This is a genomic window from Pseudomonas quercus (assembly GCF_012033695.1).
Classification (GTDB): Bacteria; Pseudomonadota; Gammaproteobacteria; order Pseudomonadales; family Pseudomonadaceae; genus Aquipseudomonas; species Aquipseudomonas quercus.
The window spans coordinates 1-17,612 of the sequence record NZ_JAAVJI010000016.1; the positions used below are offsets into that span (position 1 = coordinate 1).

Annotated in this window: 13 protein-coding genes; 4 read left to right on the forward strand and 9 right to left on the reverse strand. The window is 61.6% G+C overall.

The genetic code is table 11. The features are described from left to right. Nucleotides 1-368 precede the first annotated feature (368 nt). The 5 genes from pseI to pseB are packed head-to-tail and all read right to left on the reverse strand — an operon-like array spanning nt 369 to nt 5,708. The gene (pseI, locus tag HBH25_RS19925; RefSeq protein ID WP_168085688.1) at nt 369-1,415 is read right to left on the reverse strand and encodes a pseudaminic acid synthase; all 1,047 of its coding nucleotides are present in this window, start codon (nt 1,413-1,415) and stop codon (nt 369-371) included. Continuing rightward, on the reverse strand, nt 1,396-2,859 hold the full coding sequence (gene pseG, locus HBH25_RS19930) for a UDP-2,4-diacetamido-2,4,6-trideoxy-beta-L-altropyranose hydrolase (protein WP_168085689.1): 1,464 nt from the start codon (nt 2,857-2,859) through the stop codon (nt 1,396-1,398). The genes pseI and pseG overlap by 20 nt, the downstream gene beginning before the upstream one ends. Beyond that, nucleotides 2,856-3,554, reverse strand: a complete 699-nt coding sequence (pseF, locus tag HBH25_RS19935) for a pseudaminic acid cytidylyltransferase (RefSeq protein ID WP_168085690.1) — start codon at nt 3,552-3,554, stop codon at nt 2,856-2,858. Before pseF ends, pseG begins: the two co-directional genes overlap by 4 nt. Before the next feature lie 13 nt (nt 3,555-3,567). Continuing rightward, on the reverse strand, nt 3,568-4,710 hold the full coding sequence (pseC, locus tag HBH25_RS19940; RefSeq protein ID WP_168085691.1) for a UDP-4-amino-4,6-dideoxy-N-acetyl-beta-L-altrosamine transaminase: 1,143 nt from the start codon (nt 4,708-4,710) through the stop codon (nt 3,568-3,570). Continuing rightward, nucleotides 4,707-5,708, reverse strand: coding sequence for a UDP-N-acetylglucosamine 4,6-dehydratase (inverting) (gene pseB, locus HBH25_RS19945; protein WP_168085776.1), 1,002 nt, complete (start codon nt 5,706-5,708; stop codon nt 4,707-4,709). The genes pseC and pseB overlap by 4 nt, the downstream gene beginning before the upstream one ends. 225 nt (nt 5,709-5,933) lie before the next feature. On the opposite strand from pseB, the gene vioA reads away from it, so the two are divergent. Then, entirely contained in the window at nt 5,934-7,046 is a 1,113-nt protein-coding gene (gene vioA / locus HBH25_RS19950; protein ID WP_168085692.1) for a dTDP-4-amino-4,6-dideoxy-D-glucose aminotransferase VioA, read from the forward strand. After that, nucleotides 7,046-8,338 (forward strand): ATP-grasp domain-containing protein, encoded by a 1,293-nt coding sequence (locus tag HBH25_RS19955; protein ID WP_168085693.1) that lies wholly within the window; start codon nt 7,046-7,048, stop codon nt 8,336-8,338. The genes vioA and HBH25_RS19955 overlap by 1 nt, the downstream gene beginning before the upstream one ends. A 64-nt stretch (nt 8,339-8,402) precedes the next feature. Here HBH25_RS19955 and HBH25_RS19960 read toward each other — a convergent pair whose 3' ends face one another. Both HBH25_RS19960 and HBH25_RS19965 read right to left on the reverse strand, forming a co-directional pair. Then, nucleotides 8,403-10,568 (reverse strand): putative bifunctional diguanylate cyclase/phosphodiesterase, encoded by a 2,166-nt coding sequence (locus tag HBH25_RS19960; protein ID WP_168085694.1) that lies wholly within the window; start codon nt 10,566-10,568, stop codon nt 8,403-8,405. A gap of 233 nt (nt 10,569-10,801) precedes the next feature. Further along, on the reverse strand, nt 10,802-11,311 hold the full coding sequence (locus HBH25_RS19965; RefSeq protein WP_168085695.1) for an acyloxyacyl hydrolase: 510 nt from the start codon (nt 11,309-11,311) through the stop codon (nt 10,802-10,804). A 325-nt stretch (nt 11,312-11,636) separates the two neighbouring features. Here HBH25_RS19965 and HBH25_RS19970 point away from each other — a divergent pair, with 325 nt between their 5' ends. Then, nucleotides 11,637-12,239: a TetR/AcrR family transcriptional regulator gene (locus HBH25_RS19970; RefSeq protein WP_168085696.1), complete on the forward strand. Its 603-nt coding sequence runs from the start codon at nt 11,637-11,639 to the stop codon at nt 12,237-12,239. 38 nt (nt 12,240-12,277) lie between these two features. Here HBH25_RS19970 and HBH25_RS19975 read toward each other — a convergent pair whose 3' ends face one another. Beyond that, nucleotides 12,278-12,502 (reverse strand): YgdI/YgdR family lipoprotein, encoded by a 225-nt coding sequence (locus HBH25_RS19975; protein ID WP_168085697.1) that lies wholly within the window; start codon nt 12,500-12,502, stop codon nt 12,278-12,280. Nucleotides 12,503-12,803: 301 nt separating this feature from the next. Here HBH25_RS19975 and HBH25_RS19980 point away from each other — a divergent pair, with 301 nt between their 5' ends. After that, nucleotides 12,804-14,030: an MFS transporter gene (locus tag HBH25_RS19980; RefSeq protein WP_168085698.1), complete on the forward strand. Its 1,227-nt coding sequence runs from the start codon at nt 12,804-12,806 to the stop codon at nt 14,028-14,030. 69 nt (nt 14,031-14,099) lie between these two features. Here HBH25_RS19980 and HBH25_RS19985 read toward each other — a convergent pair whose 3' ends face one another. Continuing rightward, on the reverse strand, nt 14,100-17,573 hold the full coding sequence (locus HBH25_RS19985; RefSeq protein ID WP_168085699.1) for a glycosyltransferase family 2 protein: 3,474 nt from the start codon (nt 17,571-17,573) through the stop codon (nt 14,100-14,102). Between the last annotated feature and the right edge of the window lie 39 nt (nt 17,574-17,612).

Sequence of the window (17,612 nt, forward strand, 5' to 3'; positions counted from 1 at the left end):
CCACTTTTCGGAAGCCGTTGCTGCCTTCCAGGTAGGCAGCAACGGCTGTGAGCTTGAACTGATCGGTGTACTTACCCATGGATCCTCCCAAGGTTGGGTAGGTGTCCAACTTCTTGGGGGCAGTCCATGCTGTAGGACCGGGTGTAGCCGAAGGCGGAGGCCGGGAACACCGATAGCTGCAGCGTGGCGGCTATCCAGGTTCGTCCGCTTTGCGAACTCCCACAGGGGCAATGCCAGTGTTGGTTGCTGTGGGGCCGGGTGTAGCCGAAGGCGGAGGCCGGGAACCCCGAGGTCGCTGCGGTGCGGTGGCTGTCCAGGTTCGTCCGCTTCGCGAACTCCCACAGGGGGTTATGCCCGCGCTGCGGGGCCTAGTCCACCAACGGCCAGGCCAGGGGCGTGCCGCGCGCGATGGCTTGGCGCGCCCGGTGGCCCAGCACGGCATCCACGTGCCGAGGCGCAAGGCCTAGCCCTGGGCGAATGGCGCGCACGTTCTCGGGGGTGAACCGTTCGCCAGGGGCCATGTCCTGCACCACATACAGCGAACGACGGAATACCAGGCTTTTACGCTCGGCTTCGGTAGGCCCGTAATGCACCTGCCCAAGGGCCTGCCAGGCGCGTTCGGTCTCGGTGACCAGGCTGGCCAGTTCGGCGGGCTCCAGAGAGAAGCTGGCGTCCACCCCGCCCTGTTCACGGCTGAGGGTAAAATGCTTTTCCACCACTGTAGCGCCCAAGGCCACGGCAGCCACCGAAGCCCCCACACCCATGGTGTGGTCCGACAGCCCCACTTCACACCCAAACAGCTCGCGCAAATGTGGCAGCGTACGCAAGTGCGTGTTTTGCGGGGTGGCCGGGTAAGTACTGGTGCACTTGAGCAGAATGAGGTCTTGGCACCCGGCCGCACGTGCCGCGTGAACCGACAGCTCAAGCTCGGCCAGGCTGGCCATACCGGTAGAAATGATCAAGGGCTTGCCCGTAGCGGCAGCACGGCGGATCAGGGGCAAGTCCGTGTTTTCAAAGCTGGCGATCTTATAAGCAGGCACGTCCAAGGTTTCGAGAAACTCGATAGCCGTTTCGTCGAAGGGCGAAGAAAATGCCAGCATCCCCCGCGCCCTCGCCCGCTCGAAGATTGGCCCATGCCACTCCCACGGCGTATGCGCCTGCTGGTACAGCGCATACAGCGATGTATCGGCCCAGAGGCTATCGGGGTCGGCGATATGAAATTCGCCCTGGTCCAAGTCCAGGGTCATGGTGTCCGCCGTGTAGGTTTGCAGCTTGAGTGCATGAGCACCGGCATCGGCGGCCGCATCGACAAGGGCCAACGCCCGGTCCAGGGACTGGTTATGGTTGCCGCTCATTTCAGCGATCACCAGCGGGGCGCTGCCGGCCCCCACCGTTCTATGGCCAATCCTGATCATCGGCGTGCTCCAGTAGTTGAGTGAATTGACAGGGGTGCTGGCTGAAACCCGAGGTTCTGAACAGGCGCAGCGAGGTGCTGTTATGGGGCAGCACGGCCGCGTCCAGGCGTACCACATCGGGGCAGTGATCGTGCAACCACCGCTGCCCTGCACGCAGCAGCCAGCGCCCCCAACCCTGCCCCAGGCACGCTTCGAACAGGTACAACGACACTTCGGCCCGGCCCGGCTCATCGGGGTGGCGGTCGTAGCGCAGCATGCCAATGGGCTGGCTATTGAAGTGGGCGATCAGCAAAGCCCGGCGGGTGTCCGCCAACGTGGCATGCAACCATGCCTGGTGGGCGGACCACGCCAGGGGCCGGGTATCAGGGGACGCCATGCGAGCAGCCTTGGCATTACGGCCCTCGTACAACAGGCGGGCGTCCTCGGCCGTGGCCCGGCGCAGCTGCAGCAAAGGGCCGAGCAACGCCGTGGCCACGCGCTGTGCGCCTTGGCCGTCCACGTAGCGACGGGCCTGTTCGGCGAAGCTGTGGCGAAGGCAGGCATTGTCGATCAGCACGCCAATGGCCGCCTGCAGGCTGCTTTCGGTCACCGTGGCCGCTTCGCCCAGGTACAGGTGCGCACCGTCGCGTGCCAGCGCCTGGGCGTTGAGCACTTGGTTGTCTGCCACGGCTACGCACAGGCTAGGCACACCAACAGCAGCACGCTCCCAGGTGGTCCCTCCACCGGCGCCGATGAACAGGTCGGCCGCTTGCATCAGCGCCGCCATCCGAGGGCTATGGCTGAGCACCTGCCAGCCAGTATGGCGGGCAGCGAGGGCCTGCAAGGCCGCCCATTGAGGGTGGTCGTGGCCGGCCAACAACGTCACCTTCAAGGTGGGCCAGGCGGTCAAGGCCTGCAAGGTTTTAAGGGCCATGTTGGCAACGTCGAACCCACCAAAGCTGACCAGCACCTGCTGTACCTGCGCCTTGCCCAGCTGGGCCAAGGCCGGTTCAAACCCTGGCCGTAATAACGCGTAACGGGGACCCAGCAGGCGCTCACAGCCAGTATTCACCTTGCCTTCGTAGGCGGCCTGGGTGGCCGTGAGGTTCTGGTCCAGCAACAGATCACACTGGTGAGGGCGGTCTGCCAGGTCATCGATAACGGCTATGCGCCGGCCCACTGACAAGGCAGCTCGCTCCCACTGGGCCTCTAGCCGGTAATGATCGACCAGCACCCAGTCAAAGGCCTGCCCTTGCAGTTGTGCGAGGTCGTCGCCCTCGGCAGGTAATAGAACAAGGGCGAAGCCCTGGCTCTGGACCATCGCCGGATCGAAGCCAGGCAGGTTGCGGCAGGCAAAGGTGACGGTAGCCCCTCGCTCACGCAGCACGGCCGCCAAGGTAAGGCAACGGGCGACGTGCCCTACGCCTAGGGCGCTAGACGCATCGGCGCGCACCAGCACCTTCATGGCTCTACCTCACCCGCCGCTTTCAGGGCTTGGTACATGAACTCTGCACGGCGCCAGTCCTCCTCGGTATCAATGTCCTGAACCAGGTAACGCGGCAGCTTCACCGGCAGGCTGCAGGGGGAAAACAGCGTGTCTCCGCGCAGCCAGGCGTCGCGCCGCCCCCAGTAGAACTGGCCGGCATCCTGAAAGGCCGCAGGCAAGTCCTGTGAACGGGTATACCGGTGCTGCGGGTAAAGCGCGTCCAAGGCGCCTTCTTCGTTCAGCACCAGCGCCCGCTGCACCGGAAATGAAAAGCTGCACACTGAAAAGGCATAGCTTTTCTCAGGGTGGGCCTGGAGCAGGCGCAACCCCTCGTTCAGGTAGTGCGCCTGTACCAACGGGGCCGTGGCATACAGGCAGCAGGCCAATGTGACCTCAGGCAGCGCCCCCAAGGCGTGGGCGATAACGGGCAAGGTGCCGGTGTGGTCATCTGCCAGCGCAGCAGGGCGCTGAAAAGGGACTTCGGCCCCTTCCGCCAAGGCCAGCTCGGCCAAGGCAGGGTCATCCGTGCTCACCACAATGCGGTCAAAGCAGCCTGCACGCTGGGCAGCACGGATGGACCACGCCATCATGGGTACGCCATTGAACAGGCGCAGATTCTTGCCAGGGATGCGCTTGCTGCCACCTCTAGCGGGAATGATGGCTACGGTCGTCACAGCGTTTCCTCCTTCACGCCAGCGCATCGGCCAGTGAGCGAACGATGTACTGCTGGTCGGCAGCCTCCAGGCCGGGGTACAACGGCAGGCTCAAGGCTTCCTGGTAGTAACGTTCAGCCTCGGGATAGTCGCCTGGCTCAAAGCCCAGCTGCCGATAGAAGGGCTGCAGATGTACAGGAATGTAATGCACGTTCACGCCGATGCCGGCGGCGCGCAAGGCGGCAAACACCTCATCTCGACACGCTGGCACACGTACCACATACAGGTGCCAGGCGGACTGTGCACCCGGCTGCTGGGTGGGCAACTGCAGCCCCAGGTGCGCCAGCGTATGATCATAGGCCGCTGCCAATTCACGCCGCCGCTCTAGGAAATGGTCCAGGCGCGCCAGTTGGGAGACGCCCAACGCGGCTTGAAGGTCGGTCGCCCGGTAATTGAAACCCAACTCCACCTGCTGGTAGTACCACGGGCCATGGCTGGGTTCGGTCATCATGGCCGGGTCACGGGTCATGCCGTGGCTGCGCAGCCGGCGCAGGCGCTCGGCCAAATCGGTGCGGCGAGTCATCACAATGCCGCCTTCGCCCGTGGTAATGATCTTCACCGGGTGGAAGCTGAACACCGTCATGTCGGCGTATTCACCGCTCCCTACGGGCTGACCGCCATAGTGCGCGCCGACGGCATGGGACGCGTCCTCGATCAGCGTGAACCCGTAACGCTGGGCCAAGGTAGCCAGGGCCGCCATGTCGCAGCTCTGGCCCGCAAACGCCACCGCCACCACCACCTTGGGCAAACGCCCTTCACGTTCTGCCAGTGCCAGCTTATGGGCCAGCGCCTTGGCACTGAGGTTCCAGGTGAGGGGATCGATGTCCACGAAGTCCACCTGGGCGCCGCAATACAGCCCACAGTTGGCAGACGCTAGAAACGTGTTAGGGCTAGTCCATAGCCAGTCACCCGGCCCCAGCCCGGCGGCCAGGCAGGCGATGTGCAAGGCTGCGGTGGCATTGCATACCATCACCCCGTGGTCGGTGCCGCAACGCGAGGCCATGGCGGCTTCAAACCGCTCGATGGCCGGCCCCTGGGTCAGCCAGTCCGAGCGCAGCACCTGCACCACGGCCTCGATATCAGCGTCGTCCACGCTTTGACGCCCGTAAGGAATCATGCCTTGAGGCCGTCGTGCAGTTGGGCAATGTGCGGCACATCCAGGAAGTCCGGGTTGGTATCGGAGCGGTATTCAAAGGCCTCGTCCACCGGCCGGCCCTGCTCACCCAGGCCGTCCAGTGCAAAGTCCAGGTCCATGCTGGTAAAACGCACCGAGGGCTGGATGGTGAAATGGTCGGCGAATTCCAGGGTCATGCGGGCGTCGTCCTGCGGCACCATCAGCTCGTGAAGCTTTTCACCCGGGCGAATGCCTACCAAACGATGAGGCAGGCCAGGCGCCAGGGCGGTTGCCAGGTCCACGATGCGAATGGACGGGATCTTGGGCACGAAGATTTCACCCCCGTGCATACGGGCGAAGCTGTCCAGCACGAACTGCACGCCTTGGTCCAGGGTGATCCAGAAGCGCGTCATGCGGGCATCGGTGATCGGCATGTCCGTGGCGCCGTCAGCCAACAGCTTGCGGAAGAAGGGCACTACAGACCCGCGCGAGCCGGCCACGTTGCCGTAACGGACCACGGCGAAGCGGGTCGCCTGCTCGCCTGCAATATTGTTAGCGGCCACGAACAGCTTGTCTGACAGCAGCTTGGTGGCCCCATAAAGGTTAATGGGGCTGGCGGCCTTGTCCGTAGACAACGCCACCACCTTGGCTACCTGGTTTTCGATGGCCGCGGCAATCACGTTCTCGGCACCGGTTACGTTGGTGCGGATGCACTCACCAGGGTTGTACTCCGCTGCCGGAACCTGCTTGAGGGCAGCGGCATGGATCACGTAATCCACACCCCGCATGGCGGTACGCAAGCGCTCGGCATCACGCACATCCCCTAGGAAATAGCGCATGCAGGGGGCGTCAAAACTTTGCTGCATTTCGTATTGCTTGAGCTCGTCGCGGGAAAACACCACCACACGGCGCGGTTGATACTGCTCCAGCAGCCGGCGGATGAAGTGGCGACCGAACGAGCCGGTGCCGCCGGTGATAAGCAAGGATTTACCGTCAAACATAAGCGAGGCCTGCTGTTCCATGGCGAAGTTCAAGGGCGGACGGTTTTTTGACCATTGCCCTGTGTTCCATTCTGCGGAGCAATATGCAGGCCAACGGCAAGGGCGAAGCGGGCTCAGCAGGCGGGTTTGGCAGACTATTTGCTGGGTCAGGCCCATTGCCGCCTGCACGTGCGTTTATTGACGCTGTGCTCAGCGCGCGGCGTGCTTTGTGGAGTTTAGCCCCTCATGTCCAAAGTCATTCCGGTCACAAGCCCCCTGCTCCCCCCGCTGGAAGAGTTCATCCCGTACCTGGAGCAAATGTGGGAAAGCCGCCGGCTGACCAACGCAGGCCCCTTTCATGAGCAATTGGAACAGGCCTTGGCCGAGTACCTGGGGGTTGATCACCTGTGCCTGTTTGCCAATGGCACCCTGGCACTGGTAACGGCGCTACAGGCCTTGCGCATTACCGGTGAGGTCATCACCACACCCTATTCGTTCGTGGCCACGGCCCACTCGCTGTTGTGGAACGACCTGGCACCGGTGTTCGTGGACATCGACCCGGTGACCTGCAACCTGGACCCCGCCAGTATCGAAAAAGCCATTACCCCCAAGACCAGCGCCATCCTGCCTGTGCATTGCTACGGCACGCCCTGCGATGTGGAGCGTATCCAGGCCATCGCCGATAACTATGGTTTGAAGGTGATCTACGATGCCGCCCATACCTTTGGTGTACGCCAGGATGGCACCAGTGTGCTGCGCCATGGCGACCTGTCCATCCTCAGCTTCCATGCCACCAAGGTGTTCAATACCTTCGAAGGCGGCGCCATCGTGTGCCCGGATGCCAAGACCAAGAAGCGCATCGACTACTTGAAGAACTTCGGCTTTGCCGATGAGGTGACGGTAGTGGCGCCGGGTATCAACGGCAAGATGAGCGAAATCAATGCCGCCTTTGGCCTGTTGCAGCTCAAGCACATCGACCGGGCGCTGGGCATGCGCCAGCGCATCGACCAGCGCTACCGTGATGCCGTGAGCCGTATCCCTGGCCTTGAACTGTTCCATCACCCCAAGGGCCATGAGCCGAACTATTCGTACTTCCCGATTCTGGTGACTGAGCAGTACGGGCTGGATCGCGATCAGGTGTACACGCTGATGCGTGATCACAACATCCTGGCCCGCCGCTATTTCTACCCTTTGATCTGCGAATTCCCCATGTACCGCGGGCTGCCCTCGGCAGATGTGAACAAGCTGCCCGTGGCCAAGCGCATTTCCTCCCAGATTTTGTGCCTGCCCATCTACCCGGACCTGCCAGACGAGGTGGTAGACACCATCTGCGAGCTGCTGCGCACAGGGGCCCGCTGATGAAGCGGCGCAACGTACTGGTCTTCCCCGCAGGTACGGAAATCGGCCTGGAGATTTACAATGCCTTGCGCGGTTGCAAAGAGACACGCGTATTTGGCGCAGGGCAGGCGGTGAGCAACCCGGCGCGCCTGGTGTTCGGCGAATACCATAGCCTGCCCAGCATCCATGAAGACGGTTGGTTGCCTGCCCTGATTGCCTTGTGTGAACAGCTGGCCATCGATTATATCTACCCCGCCTACGATGATGTGATCGTGGCCCTTCAGGAGGCCGCACAGGCACTGCCTTGTGCGGTGATTGCCGCCAGCGCTGAGACCTGCCGCATCACACGCAGCAAAGCCCTCACCTACCAGGCACTGGAGGGCCTAGTCAGAACGCCTCGGGTCTTCACGGCCCCTGAGCAGGTGACCCACTACCCGGTGTTTGTGAAGCCCGACCGCGGCCAGGGCAGCCGAGGTGCGACGCGCGTCGATACGCCTGCGGCACTGGCAGCCGCCTGCGCCGCCGTGGATGAGCCTCTGATCTGCGAATACCTGCCCGGCGAAGAGTTCACCGTGGACTGCTTCTCAGACCGTGAGCAAGGGTTGCTGTTTGCCGCCGCCCGCAGGCGCGTGCGCATGCGCAACGGGATTGCCGTCAACAGCGTGAGCGAACACCTGCCAGGCATCGAAGCGATGGCTGCGCGCATGGGTACGCAGTTGCACATGCGCGGCCCATGGTTCTTCCAGGTGAAACGCGACCAGCAAGGCGAACTCACGCTGTTAGAGGTTGCCCCACGCATCGCGGGTTCCATGGCGCTGAACCGTGTGCGCGGCGTGAACTTCCCCTTGCTGGGCCTGTATGAGCATGAACGGTTGCCCCTGGGCCTGCTCACCTATGACGGGCCGGTGGAAATCGACCGATCCCTGGCCAATCGCTACCGGCACGACATTCGTTATAGCGTGGCCTATATCGACCTGGATGACACGCTCATCCTGCATACGCAAGTCAACCTTATGGTGCTGGCCCTGGTGTTTCAGTGCATCAACCAAGGCATTCCTGTGAAGCTGATTACCCGTCACCGGTTCGACGTGCAGGCCACGCTGGCCCAGTATCGGCTTGCTGGCATATTCGATGAGGTGATTCATATCGTGGATGGCCAGCCCAAGTCCGCCTTCATCACCGAGCCAGATGCCATTCTGGTGGATGACAGCTTCGCCGAACGCCGGGACGTGGCGCACCACTGCAACATTCCGACCTTCGATTGCAGCATGATCGAACTGTTGCTGGAGGGGCCGGCTGCGGGCGTGCGCTAGGTCAGAGGGGCGCGCTAGGTCATAGGGGCGCTAGGCCAGGCAGGCATACTGGCAGAAGCGCCCTTCAGGCTCGGGCCAGGTAGTCTCGGGAAAAGGCAGCCGCCGTGGCCGGGTGGCCGAAGAAATACCCTTGCCCTTCAGTGCATCCCTTGTCCATCAGTTGCTGGGCCTCCGAAGCGGACTCGATGCCTTCTGCGATAACGGCATAGCCCAGGCCTTTGCCCAACTGAATGATGGACTTGGCGATCACCGCGTCTGTGCGGGAAGTGGCCATGCTGGCGACGAAGGAGCGGTCGATCTTGATCTTGGTGAGGGGGAAGTTCTTCAATACGCTTAACGAAGCAAAGCCAGTACCGTAGTCGTCGAAGGCTACACCAATGCCCATGTCGTACAGCTGCTTGAGGTTTTCAATGATCTGGCGGTTTTCGTGCAGGCAGATGTTCTCGGTGACTTCCAGCTCAAGGCCTTCGGGTGGCAGGCCGCATTGTTCGAGTATGCGGCAGATGAGGGTCACCAGCCGGGAGGACTCCAGCTGCTTGGAGAACAGGTTCACCGCCACACGAAACGACGGCACTACTTTTCGCCACTCGACCGCCTGTGCGCAAGCCGTGCGCAGCACCCAATAGGCGACGGTCTCGGCATGCCGGCTGTTTTCCAGGGTAGCTAGAAAGTGTTCGGGGGGCAGCACGCCCTGAGTAGGATGGTTCCAGCGAATCAGCGCTTCTGCGCCGGTGATAGAGCCGTCCCTGAGCAGCACCTGTGGCTGGAAATAGACTTCAAACTGCCCCTCCTCGGCTGCCACGGACAGCTCCAGGCGCATGGTGCGCGCCTCCAGGGATTTTTGCCGCAAGCTGGGGCTGAAGCGATGCCAGCGGTTCTTGCCATCGATCTTGGCCTGATACAAGGCCATGTCGGCATTGCCGATCAGCTCATCAGTGGTGGCCGCATCGCTTGGGAACAGCGCCATGCCCACACTGCCGCCCAGGTGGAAGACTTGGCCGTCATGGCTGAACGGCCTTTGCAGGGCCTCAATGACCAGGTCGGCACGCTGATCCGCCATATAATCTTCACGCACGCTGTGAATCAATACCGCAAACTCGTCGCCGCCTAACCGGCTGACCAGGTCGGTATCCCTAACGCAGGCCAGCAAGCGGCTGGCCGCATGTTTCAGGATTTCGTCGCCAGCAGGGTGGCCTGAGGTATCGTTCACCTCCTTGAAGTTGTCCAGGTCAATCAACAGCAACATCACGGGCCGGCCCTGGGAGACCGATTCTTCCAGCCTGCTTTTCAACATGGCTCGGTTGGGCAAGCCGGTCAGCGTGTCTGTGTGCGCCATCCTGAACAGCGTTTCTTCGGCATACCGCCGCTCGCGGATATCCCTCAATATGGCACCAAATGCGACTTGGCCATTCTCGAACCACATGGACAAGGACAGCTCGGTCAGGATGACCTCTTCACGCGCGCTAATTGTTTCAAGTTCAATGGTCTTGCCGGCCTGTTTCGGGCTTTGCCCATGTGCCACCTTGGCCAGGTTGATCGCGTGCACCCCACGGTATTGCGGGGGCAGCAGGTACTCGATGTTCTTGCCGATGATCTCAGCCTGGCCATAGCCATAGAGCGCTTCGGCCGCTGGGTTCCAGAAGGTGATGACGCCGTTTTGATCCGTGCACAGGATGCTGTCTGGCGAGTTGTTGGCTATACCCTCGAAGCGACGCTGGCCTACGCGCCGGGCAATCTCCAGCCGATGCATCTCCAAGGCATCCATGGCAATTCTTGCCAGCTGGTGCAGGGTACTGATGTCACGTTCGGAGAACTTGTTGCGTGGGGAATGATCAGCCAGGCACAGGGTACCGATCGGGTAACCGCTGGGGCTTCGCAGGGGCATGCCTGCGTAAAACCGTATGCGCGGGCCCTGCAGCGTCAGCGGGTTGTCATGAAAGCGGTGGTCATAGGCTGCATCCAGAATGACCATGAGCTCGTTCTTGAGCACCGTATGGCTGCAAAAGGAAATGTCGCGGGGTGTACAGGCAACGTCCATGCCGATTTTGGCGTGGAAGAACTGGGTGTCCTCGCGTACCAGCGACACAAAGGCCATTGGCACATCGAACAGCTTCGAAGCCAGGGTCACGATATGATCAAGGGAAGGAAGATCATCAAGGCTCAGGTCATTGTATTCGGCCAGCGCTTGAAGCCGAAACTGTTCATCTAAGGGATAGCTGGCCTTGATCATGTCTGTTGCCTTGTTCCAGTCTGCGCGTGAGGCAAATATGCTCGTTCGACATTAAATGGGCGCCCTGTCCGTTATCGCCCCTAAACGTTTCAATTACACCAAAGCCTGTCGGCTGTGCGGTTGGAAACTTTAGGCGTGGTGGGAAAGGCCGGTGCGTGTTGCCCTGCTGGATCAGGGGGCACGCCACGTGACCGAGCAACAGCCAGGCAGGCCGTTGCGCAGTCACAGAAGGGTCAAAGGGCGTGGCTATAGAACAACGAGTAGGACTCGATCCCGTCGTTAGGCTCTTTGATACTGGCGTTGGAGTAGTGAATCACACGCAGGCCAACCTTCTGCGTTTCACCGATCTTCAGGCCAGCACCTAGGCGGTCTTCGAAGTTGAACGCAGAGCCGAACTTCTGATCGCCGGCCGTAGTACCGGTGAACAGTGAGACGCCAACACCGGCTTCAATGAAAGGCTTGAGGTTGCCTTGGCCGAACTCGTAAACGAAGACGGGCGCGAAGGAGACCGAATGGCGGCCACCGGCCTCGTCACCTGCCTGCCAGTAGGTATAGCCCAGGTCCCAGTAGCCGGTCAGTTTTCCGGTGGAAGATTGCAACCAGGCCTTGTCCCAGTCGAAGCCCAGCGCTATACGCGCGGTGCCCCCACCCTGGCTGGTAGCGCCCAGGGCCCCACTCAGTTGTGCGCTATGGGCGCTTAAAGACAGCAACGACGCAGCAGCAAGGGCAAGTACTTTTTTCATGCTTATAGCCTTAAGGGAGCTAACGGAATGCAGCTCAATAGTGGGTGCCATGGAGCCTAGGCCCGGCCTCCCCGCCATGTGCAGCGAAGAGCCGACTTTATCACTAGAATTTATATTCTAGTTAGTGAATTCTTGTTCTTGTCTCCGGTGTTCAGTCCTGCGCAGTAAGCGCTATAGTTGGCAAACGCCCCAGCGCCCGTTTGGGGTAATAGCAGGTGACAATGGTTCGCCCTTCTCACCCAGCACTTTGCTTTGCTCAAGGGTGAATGTGCGCTATGTTGGCCCCACGCGTTATCAAGGGCCTGTCCAGGCCCAATGGACCCTTGTGAAACCAGAAAATCGTATACCTACTCAACAGCGCGGCTTCGAGCGCTACACCTCCATTCTAGACGCCTATTCCAGCCTCATCTCCCACACCGGCGATATTCAGGTCACGATGCAAGCCGTAGCACACGCGGCCGGAGCCTCCATTGGCTCGCTTTACCATTTTTTCGAAGGCCGCGATGCGATGCTCGAAGCATTGACGCAGCGCCACATCGATCGCATTGGTACTGTGCTGTCGAGCCTGCAATCCATAGAGGACTGCGCCTGGCAGCATTACACGCCCACCGTTGCCATAGAAACGCTCATGGGAGCGCTCTTCGACTATATCTCGCAGCACCGCGATGTTTATATCGTTGCCAAACACTTTCCCTGCCGTGCCGAGTTCTCGGAAGACGGCATCGCAGGAAGCATCACGCAGCTGTATGAAAAAGTATTGCGCCTGCGTTACCCCACCATGACTGAAGACAATGTGGCCTTCCATGCTGAAGTACTTTACAAACTGCCCACAGGCTTGATCGAAGCCTTCAATCTAAAGCCAAACCCACGCCTGCTTCAGGAAGCCAAGATCGCCTTGGCGGCTTACCTGGGGCAGATTACTGCCTAGGCGGCTGGCTCTCCCGTCCCCTGCACAGGCAGCAGGCTTCAGTCCTCTTCCTTGACCGTAGCCACATCATCGGCCCGCACTTTCACATGCTTGCCCGACACATCGTCAAACTCATAAAACCCATCGGCGGTCTTGGTGCGAGGCACGTCTTTGGTAACGTACTGGGTACCGTTCTGCAGCGTAACGACGGTAGAAGTGGAGCAGCCTGCCAGGAGAGCACAGGCAGAAAAGGCAGCGGCCAGCGCCAGCGTATCGAGCTTCATTGAAAAGTCCTTGATCAAAGATAATGGCTCTAAAAAAGCACGCCTGCATTGCACGCTGATACGCAGGCATGCGCTTCCGGCATTTTCTAGAGGATATATTCTGATTTTTTTGCCTGCAAGCTTCTAAGGGCTGGCAAGGCTAAGCCTTTGCTGATCAACACGACACATCGATAGCACTGATGGTAACTATCAAATGGTACGCCTGCCGCTGGCCCCGACTGCCTCCTATAATCGCGCCCCTCGTTACTGATCACTCCGCTCGCCCGTACAGGCGCTCTCCTTTCTGTTGGAACCTTGCACCATGCCAAGCGCCAGCCAAGCCCCTAAGGGCCTTCTCGAACCTGACCAACACAGCGTGAAACAGCAGTGGATGGCCATTCTGTCCGTCGCCGTGGGCGCTTTTGCGTTGGTAACCAGCGAATTTCTTCCAGTGGGGGTGCTCAACGATGTTGCCAGCGACCTTGGCATCAGTGCAGGGCACGCGGGCCTGATGGTGACCCTGCCCGGCGTGTCGGCTGCCCTCGCGGCCCCTTTGCTGTCTGTGGGTATCGGTACGCTGGACCGCCGCTATCTGCTGATCGGCCTGACATTGCTGATGGTGATCGCCAACCTGCTGGTAGCCTATGCCAGCGATTTCAACCTGCTGTTGTGCGGCCGTGTGCTGCTGGGCATCAGCATCGGTGGGTTCTGGGCAACGGCCATTGCGCTGAGTGGCCGGCTGGCACCCAAAGGGGTAGGCGTAGCCCAGGCCACCTCGATCATCATGGTCGGCGTTACCCTGGCTACCGTTCTAGGGGTGCCCGCAGGCACCTGGCTCAGTGGGCTGATGGGCTGGCGCACCACCTTTCTGGTCACGGCGGCGCTGGGCCTGCCTGTGCTGCTGGCGCAACTCTTCCTGCTACCACGGCTCAACCCAGAGAAGGCCATTCGTGTCAGCGACCTCCCGGCCTTGTTTATCAACCCGCTTTCGCGCGTTGGCATGATTGCGGTACTGCTGATAGGCCTTGCGCACTTTGCCGCCTATACCTACGTAGCGCCCTTCTTCAAGCACAGCGCCGGGTTCGATGGCTCAACCATCAGCTCCATGCTGCTGCTCTACGGCATAGCCGGTGTGGCAGGCAATGTATTCGCAGGCTTTGCCGCCAATCGCAGCGTGCGCCACACCTTGTTGCTGGTGGCGTTGATGATCGGTACCAGCACCGCGCTATTCCCCCTGTTTGCCACCACCCTCACCGGTGGCGCCTGCCTGATTGCTTTCTGGGGCTTCGCCTTTGGCGCCTTCCCGGCGTGCGCCAGCATCTGGATGTTTGTGGTGGCACCCAAAGATGTCGAGCGCGGCATGCCCCTGTTCGTGGCCATGTTTCAGGTGATCATTGCACTGGGTTCGTTTTTTGGTGGGCAGATCGTAGACCAGCTAGGTAGCCCGGTGCTTTTCAGCCTGGCCACGGTGCTGGTGGCTTGCGGCTTTGCCACCGTGCTTGTGCTAGGGCGCAAGGTCAGCAATAGCGGGATGCTCCAGCAGGTTTAAGCGACAAGGAAATGGAGCGGCGAGGTTTCATCTGCCCTGCCGCTCGCCCTGCCGCTCAGGTTCCGGCCCTTACACCGCCACCCCATTCCATGCCGCCACCCACTGCGCGGCCTGTGCCCCGTCCAGCAGCCCGTGCGCCAGCACCTGTGCGTGGAGCCGTTGGGCAACCGCTTGGCAGTGGGGCGCATCGTTCAGCCACGCCTGCAGCGCCTGGCTGAAGCCGTCCACGCTGTGGTCCACGATCACCGCAGGCCACTCACTGGGGCGGCTGGCAATGACCGCCGTGGCGCAGGCGCCATGGGCCATGACCTGCTGCTCGGCGGTCGCCAATGTGCTGAACCGGTCCGCGACGGCGACCAGGGCCGCGTGCAAGCCCAGGCCTGCCAACACGGCAGGGTAACGGTGTGGCGCCACCGCAGGCTGGAAGGCGCCCACCCAGGGGCGCCAGGCTTCGGGCAGTTGACCATAGACCACCCAGGTCACCTGGCCTGCAAAGCGCTCCAGCACCTGGGCCAGCAGGGGCACGTCCAACGCGTGAGGGTCATCGCATAGCAGGCCCACCCGTAGCCTGCCGCCTTGGGGTTTGGTACACGGCAGGTCACGCCAGCCCATGGCATCCAGTCGGCTAGGCAGCACTTCGATATGGGGATGGGCACCGGCCACACGGGTAGCCTGGCCGGGCGTCGCCACCAGCACCTTGTCGAACCTGGCCAAGGTCTGTTGCAAGGCCACAGGTTCCAGCCAGTGGTCTTCGGCCGCCGCCAGGTCGCCGATACGGCAAGGTGCAAGCTGCGACTGTGCAGCATCGAGGCCAAAGTCATTGCCCGGCACCACGGGCAGCACCACCGAACCCGGCACCAGGCGCAACCATTCGCTCACGCCCAGCGCATCAGGCACCAACCCGCCTTCAAGCAGGCCTGCTGCACGCAAGGCTTCAAGGGGCTTGCCAATACGTGGGTCTGCCTTGCCACACTGCCCCACGCCGACCACCACGGGCAGGCCGGCGAAGGCCATGGGGCGCCAGGTAACCTGAGGGTCCGGGTCGAACTCGAAACCACTGCCGCGCAATGCATGCAGGTAGCTCACGCTGGGGTCGCGGCCCAGTGACGCGCCCCATTGCGCGTACATCGCCTGCTCGTCTGCAGGCGTGTCACCCTGGGGTTGGCGCACCGGCTCGGTCAATGCCACCCAGGCACGCGGCGTCCATACATTCAGGTAGCCCGCCCAGTGCACCTTCAGGCATAGGTCTACATCGGCCCAACGGTGGACAAAGCGCGCTTCATCGAAACCGCCCACCTGCCGGAAGATGGCGCGTGACATGGCCAGGCAGGTACGCGACAGCACGGTGACGTTACGTTGAACCTGCACATAGTCGACCGGCCCATCCTGGCGGGTGAGCAGCGCGGTGTCAGCGGGCCCTTCCAGGCCTAGGCGTACACCAGCGTCCTGCAAGCGCTCCCCACGCTCCACTCGACGCGCACCTACGGCACCCACCTCCGGGCGCATGGCCTGGTCAATCAGCAGCGCCAGCCACTGCTCGTCGGCCACCACGCAGGCGGCATCCAGGAAGACAATGTAATCGGTGTCGATGGCCTCCACTGCGCCATTAAGCGCGATGTTAAGCCCTAACGGCGCCACGCTGCGCATGGCCAATACCTTGCCTTCGGACTCCTGTGCAACGGCACTCATCCACGGCTGCACGGCGGCATCGGTGTGTTCGGTTTCCACCAGCATCAGCTGGAAGCTGGGGTAGCGGGTCAACATCAGCACAGTGGCCACGCACCGCTTAAGGTGTTCAAGGCTGCCTTGTGCGGCCACCAGTACGGTCACCGCAGGTGTGGCAGCACTGTAGTCAATCAGGTAGTGGCGCGGCGTGCTTTCGGTGACCCGCGCCTGGTCGTAGCCACGGCGTTGCACATGGTGCAACAGCGCCAGGCGCTCGTCCTCACAGCGTGCAAGTGTTTTTGCCTGACAGGTCACCAAGGGCTCGCTGATATGGCCGAAGCCCAGTTGCCCAGCTTCGATCAGCCGCAGAATCATGTCCAGCTCGGTGGCGCCTGGCAAGGTATCGTCAAAACCATCCATGCCCAGCAGCGCGTCACGCTGGAAGAACCAGTGCCTGCCCATGGCCAGGGGCATGCTCAACAACTGGTCCAGGTTGAAATTCCCTCGCAGCAGTGGCCACTGCCCGCCTACCCCGTCGGTGTAGGTTTGATCACAGAAAATGGCCGGGCAGGCCGGCTTGTTCATCAGCTCCAGCAGGGTCACGCTCAGGGCATCGGCATTCAGGTGGGTACCGGCCTCTAGCATGAAGAGCCAGTCGAACGGGGTTTCCGAGATCAACTGGTTAAGGTGGCGGGTGAACTGGCCCTTGTCGCTGCTGACCCAGTACAGCCGCTCTTCGACCTGCCCGGTGCCCATCCCAGGGCGGCTGGACACCACTACCACCGTGGTATTGGCCAGTAAAGGCGCCTGGCGATCCAGGCTGTGCAACGTGCGCAGCACACCCTGCTCATCGTTATCCAGGTCCTTGACCACCAGCAGTACCGCAGGGCCACCGCCCTGGGCAGCCACGTGGGTGTCTATCCTGGCCTGGCGTAATGGCCCCAATCGCCGCGCCCCTAGCCAACGCTTGAAGTCGGGCTGGGCAAAACCGGGCAGTACTTCATGCAACCAGGCACTCAGGTCGCGGGGTTCGGCTTCAGCGCCCAGGCCCGCCTGGCTGGTGGCCAGCGGCGCGATGAGTACGCGCGAGTTATCAGGCTGCGCACGCACCCAGCCCAACTGCTTGATCAGTTGGCGGAACAACGCATGGAAGGCCTTGGGACCGGAATGGTCGTCTCGCCCACCCTGGCTGAACTGATGCCTGGACACGCGAAAGGCCGACAGGGTTTCGTCCAGCATGGCGAGGTCGCCCTGGCGCAACAGCTTGACGTAGATCGCCAGGTCGCCCAGCCAGTCAATGTGCTGGCCGTCCAGGCTGAAAATACCGTTACCAAAGGCCAACAGATCAGCCCGGCGACACATCAGGGTAGAAGGCTCGCCAATAATGTTCCATGGGTACTCGCCCAGGAAGGACGTCATTTCCGGCCCACTGATACGCGTGCTTTCCAGGAACGGAAACCGTGTGGCGTAGGTATCCGGCAAGGCATCACCCGCTTCATCGACCAGCCGGCGCCGGGCCGTCACCAGCGCCAGGCCCGTGCAGGCCTCGAAGGTCTCCACTTGCCGGCGCACGCAGGTCGGTTCCAGCAGGTCATCGTCATACAGAAACTTGATGTAGGTGCCCTGTGCCCGCGCCACCCCCTGGGTGACGTTCATCGCTTCGCCCAGCTGAACCTCGTTGCGCTGGTAATGAATGGGCCAGGGGCTGGAGGGCCGCAGGCGCTCGACAATGTCCTGGATAGCGGTAGTTGGGCAGTCGTCACCGATCACGATTTCGATCGCCGGGTAGTCCTGGGCCAAGGCACTCTGGAGGGCCGCCTCAAAGAACGCGGCCTTGTAGGCGGGGATGACAATGCTGACCAGTGGCGACGGTCCCATGGGAGCTCCTGCAAATCCGGATAATGGAAACAACCAACA

What these genes read in the sequence shown, in the direction of transcription:
- pseI (WP_168085688.1), bottom strand. Translation starts at nt 1,415, where the DNA reads ATGATCAGGATTGGCCATAGAACGGTGGGGGCCGGCAGCGCCCCGCTG.
- pseG (WP_168085689.1), bottom strand. Translation starts at nt 2,859, where the DNA reads ATGAAGGTGCTGGTGCGCGCCGATGCGTCTAGCGCCCTAGGCGTAGGG.
- pseC (WP_168085691.1), bottom strand. Translation starts at nt 4,710, where the DNA reads ATGATTCCTTACGGGCGTCAAAGCGTGGACGACGCTGATATCGAGGCC.
- pseB (WP_168085776.1), bottom strand. Translation starts at nt 5,708, where the DNA reads ATGTTTGACGGTAAATCCTTGCTTATCACCGGCGGCACCGGCTCGTTC.
- vioA (WP_168085692.1), top strand. Translation starts at nt 5,934, where the DNA reads ATGTCCAAAGTCATTCCGGTCACAAGCCCCCTGCTCCCCCCGCTGGAA.
- HBH25_RS19955 (WP_168085693.1), top strand. Translation starts at nt 7,046, where the DNA reads ATGAAGCGGCGCAACGTACTGGTCTTCCCCGCAGGTACGGAAATCGGC.
- HBH25_RS19960 (WP_168085694.1), bottom strand. Translation starts at nt 10,568, where the DNA reads ATGATCAAGGCCAGCTATCCCTTAGATGAACAGTTTCGGCTTCAAGCG.
- HBH25_RS19965 (WP_168085695.1), bottom strand. Translation starts at nt 11,311, where the DNA reads ATGAAAAAAGTACTTGCCCTTGCTGCTGCGTCGTTGCTGTCTTTAAGC.
- HBH25_RS19975 (WP_168085697.1), bottom strand. Translation starts at nt 12,502, where the DNA reads ATGAAGCTCGATACGCTGGCGCTGGCCGCTGCCTTTTCTGCCTGTGCT.
- HBH25_RS19980 (WP_168085698.1), top strand. Translation starts at nt 12,804, where the DNA reads ATGCCAAGCGCCAGCCAAGCCCCTAAGGGCCTTCTCGAACCTGACCAA.
- HBH25_RS19985 (WP_168085699.1), bottom strand. Translation starts at nt 17,573, where the DNA reads ATGGGACCGTCGCCACTGGTCAGCATTGTCATCCCCGCCTACAAGGCC.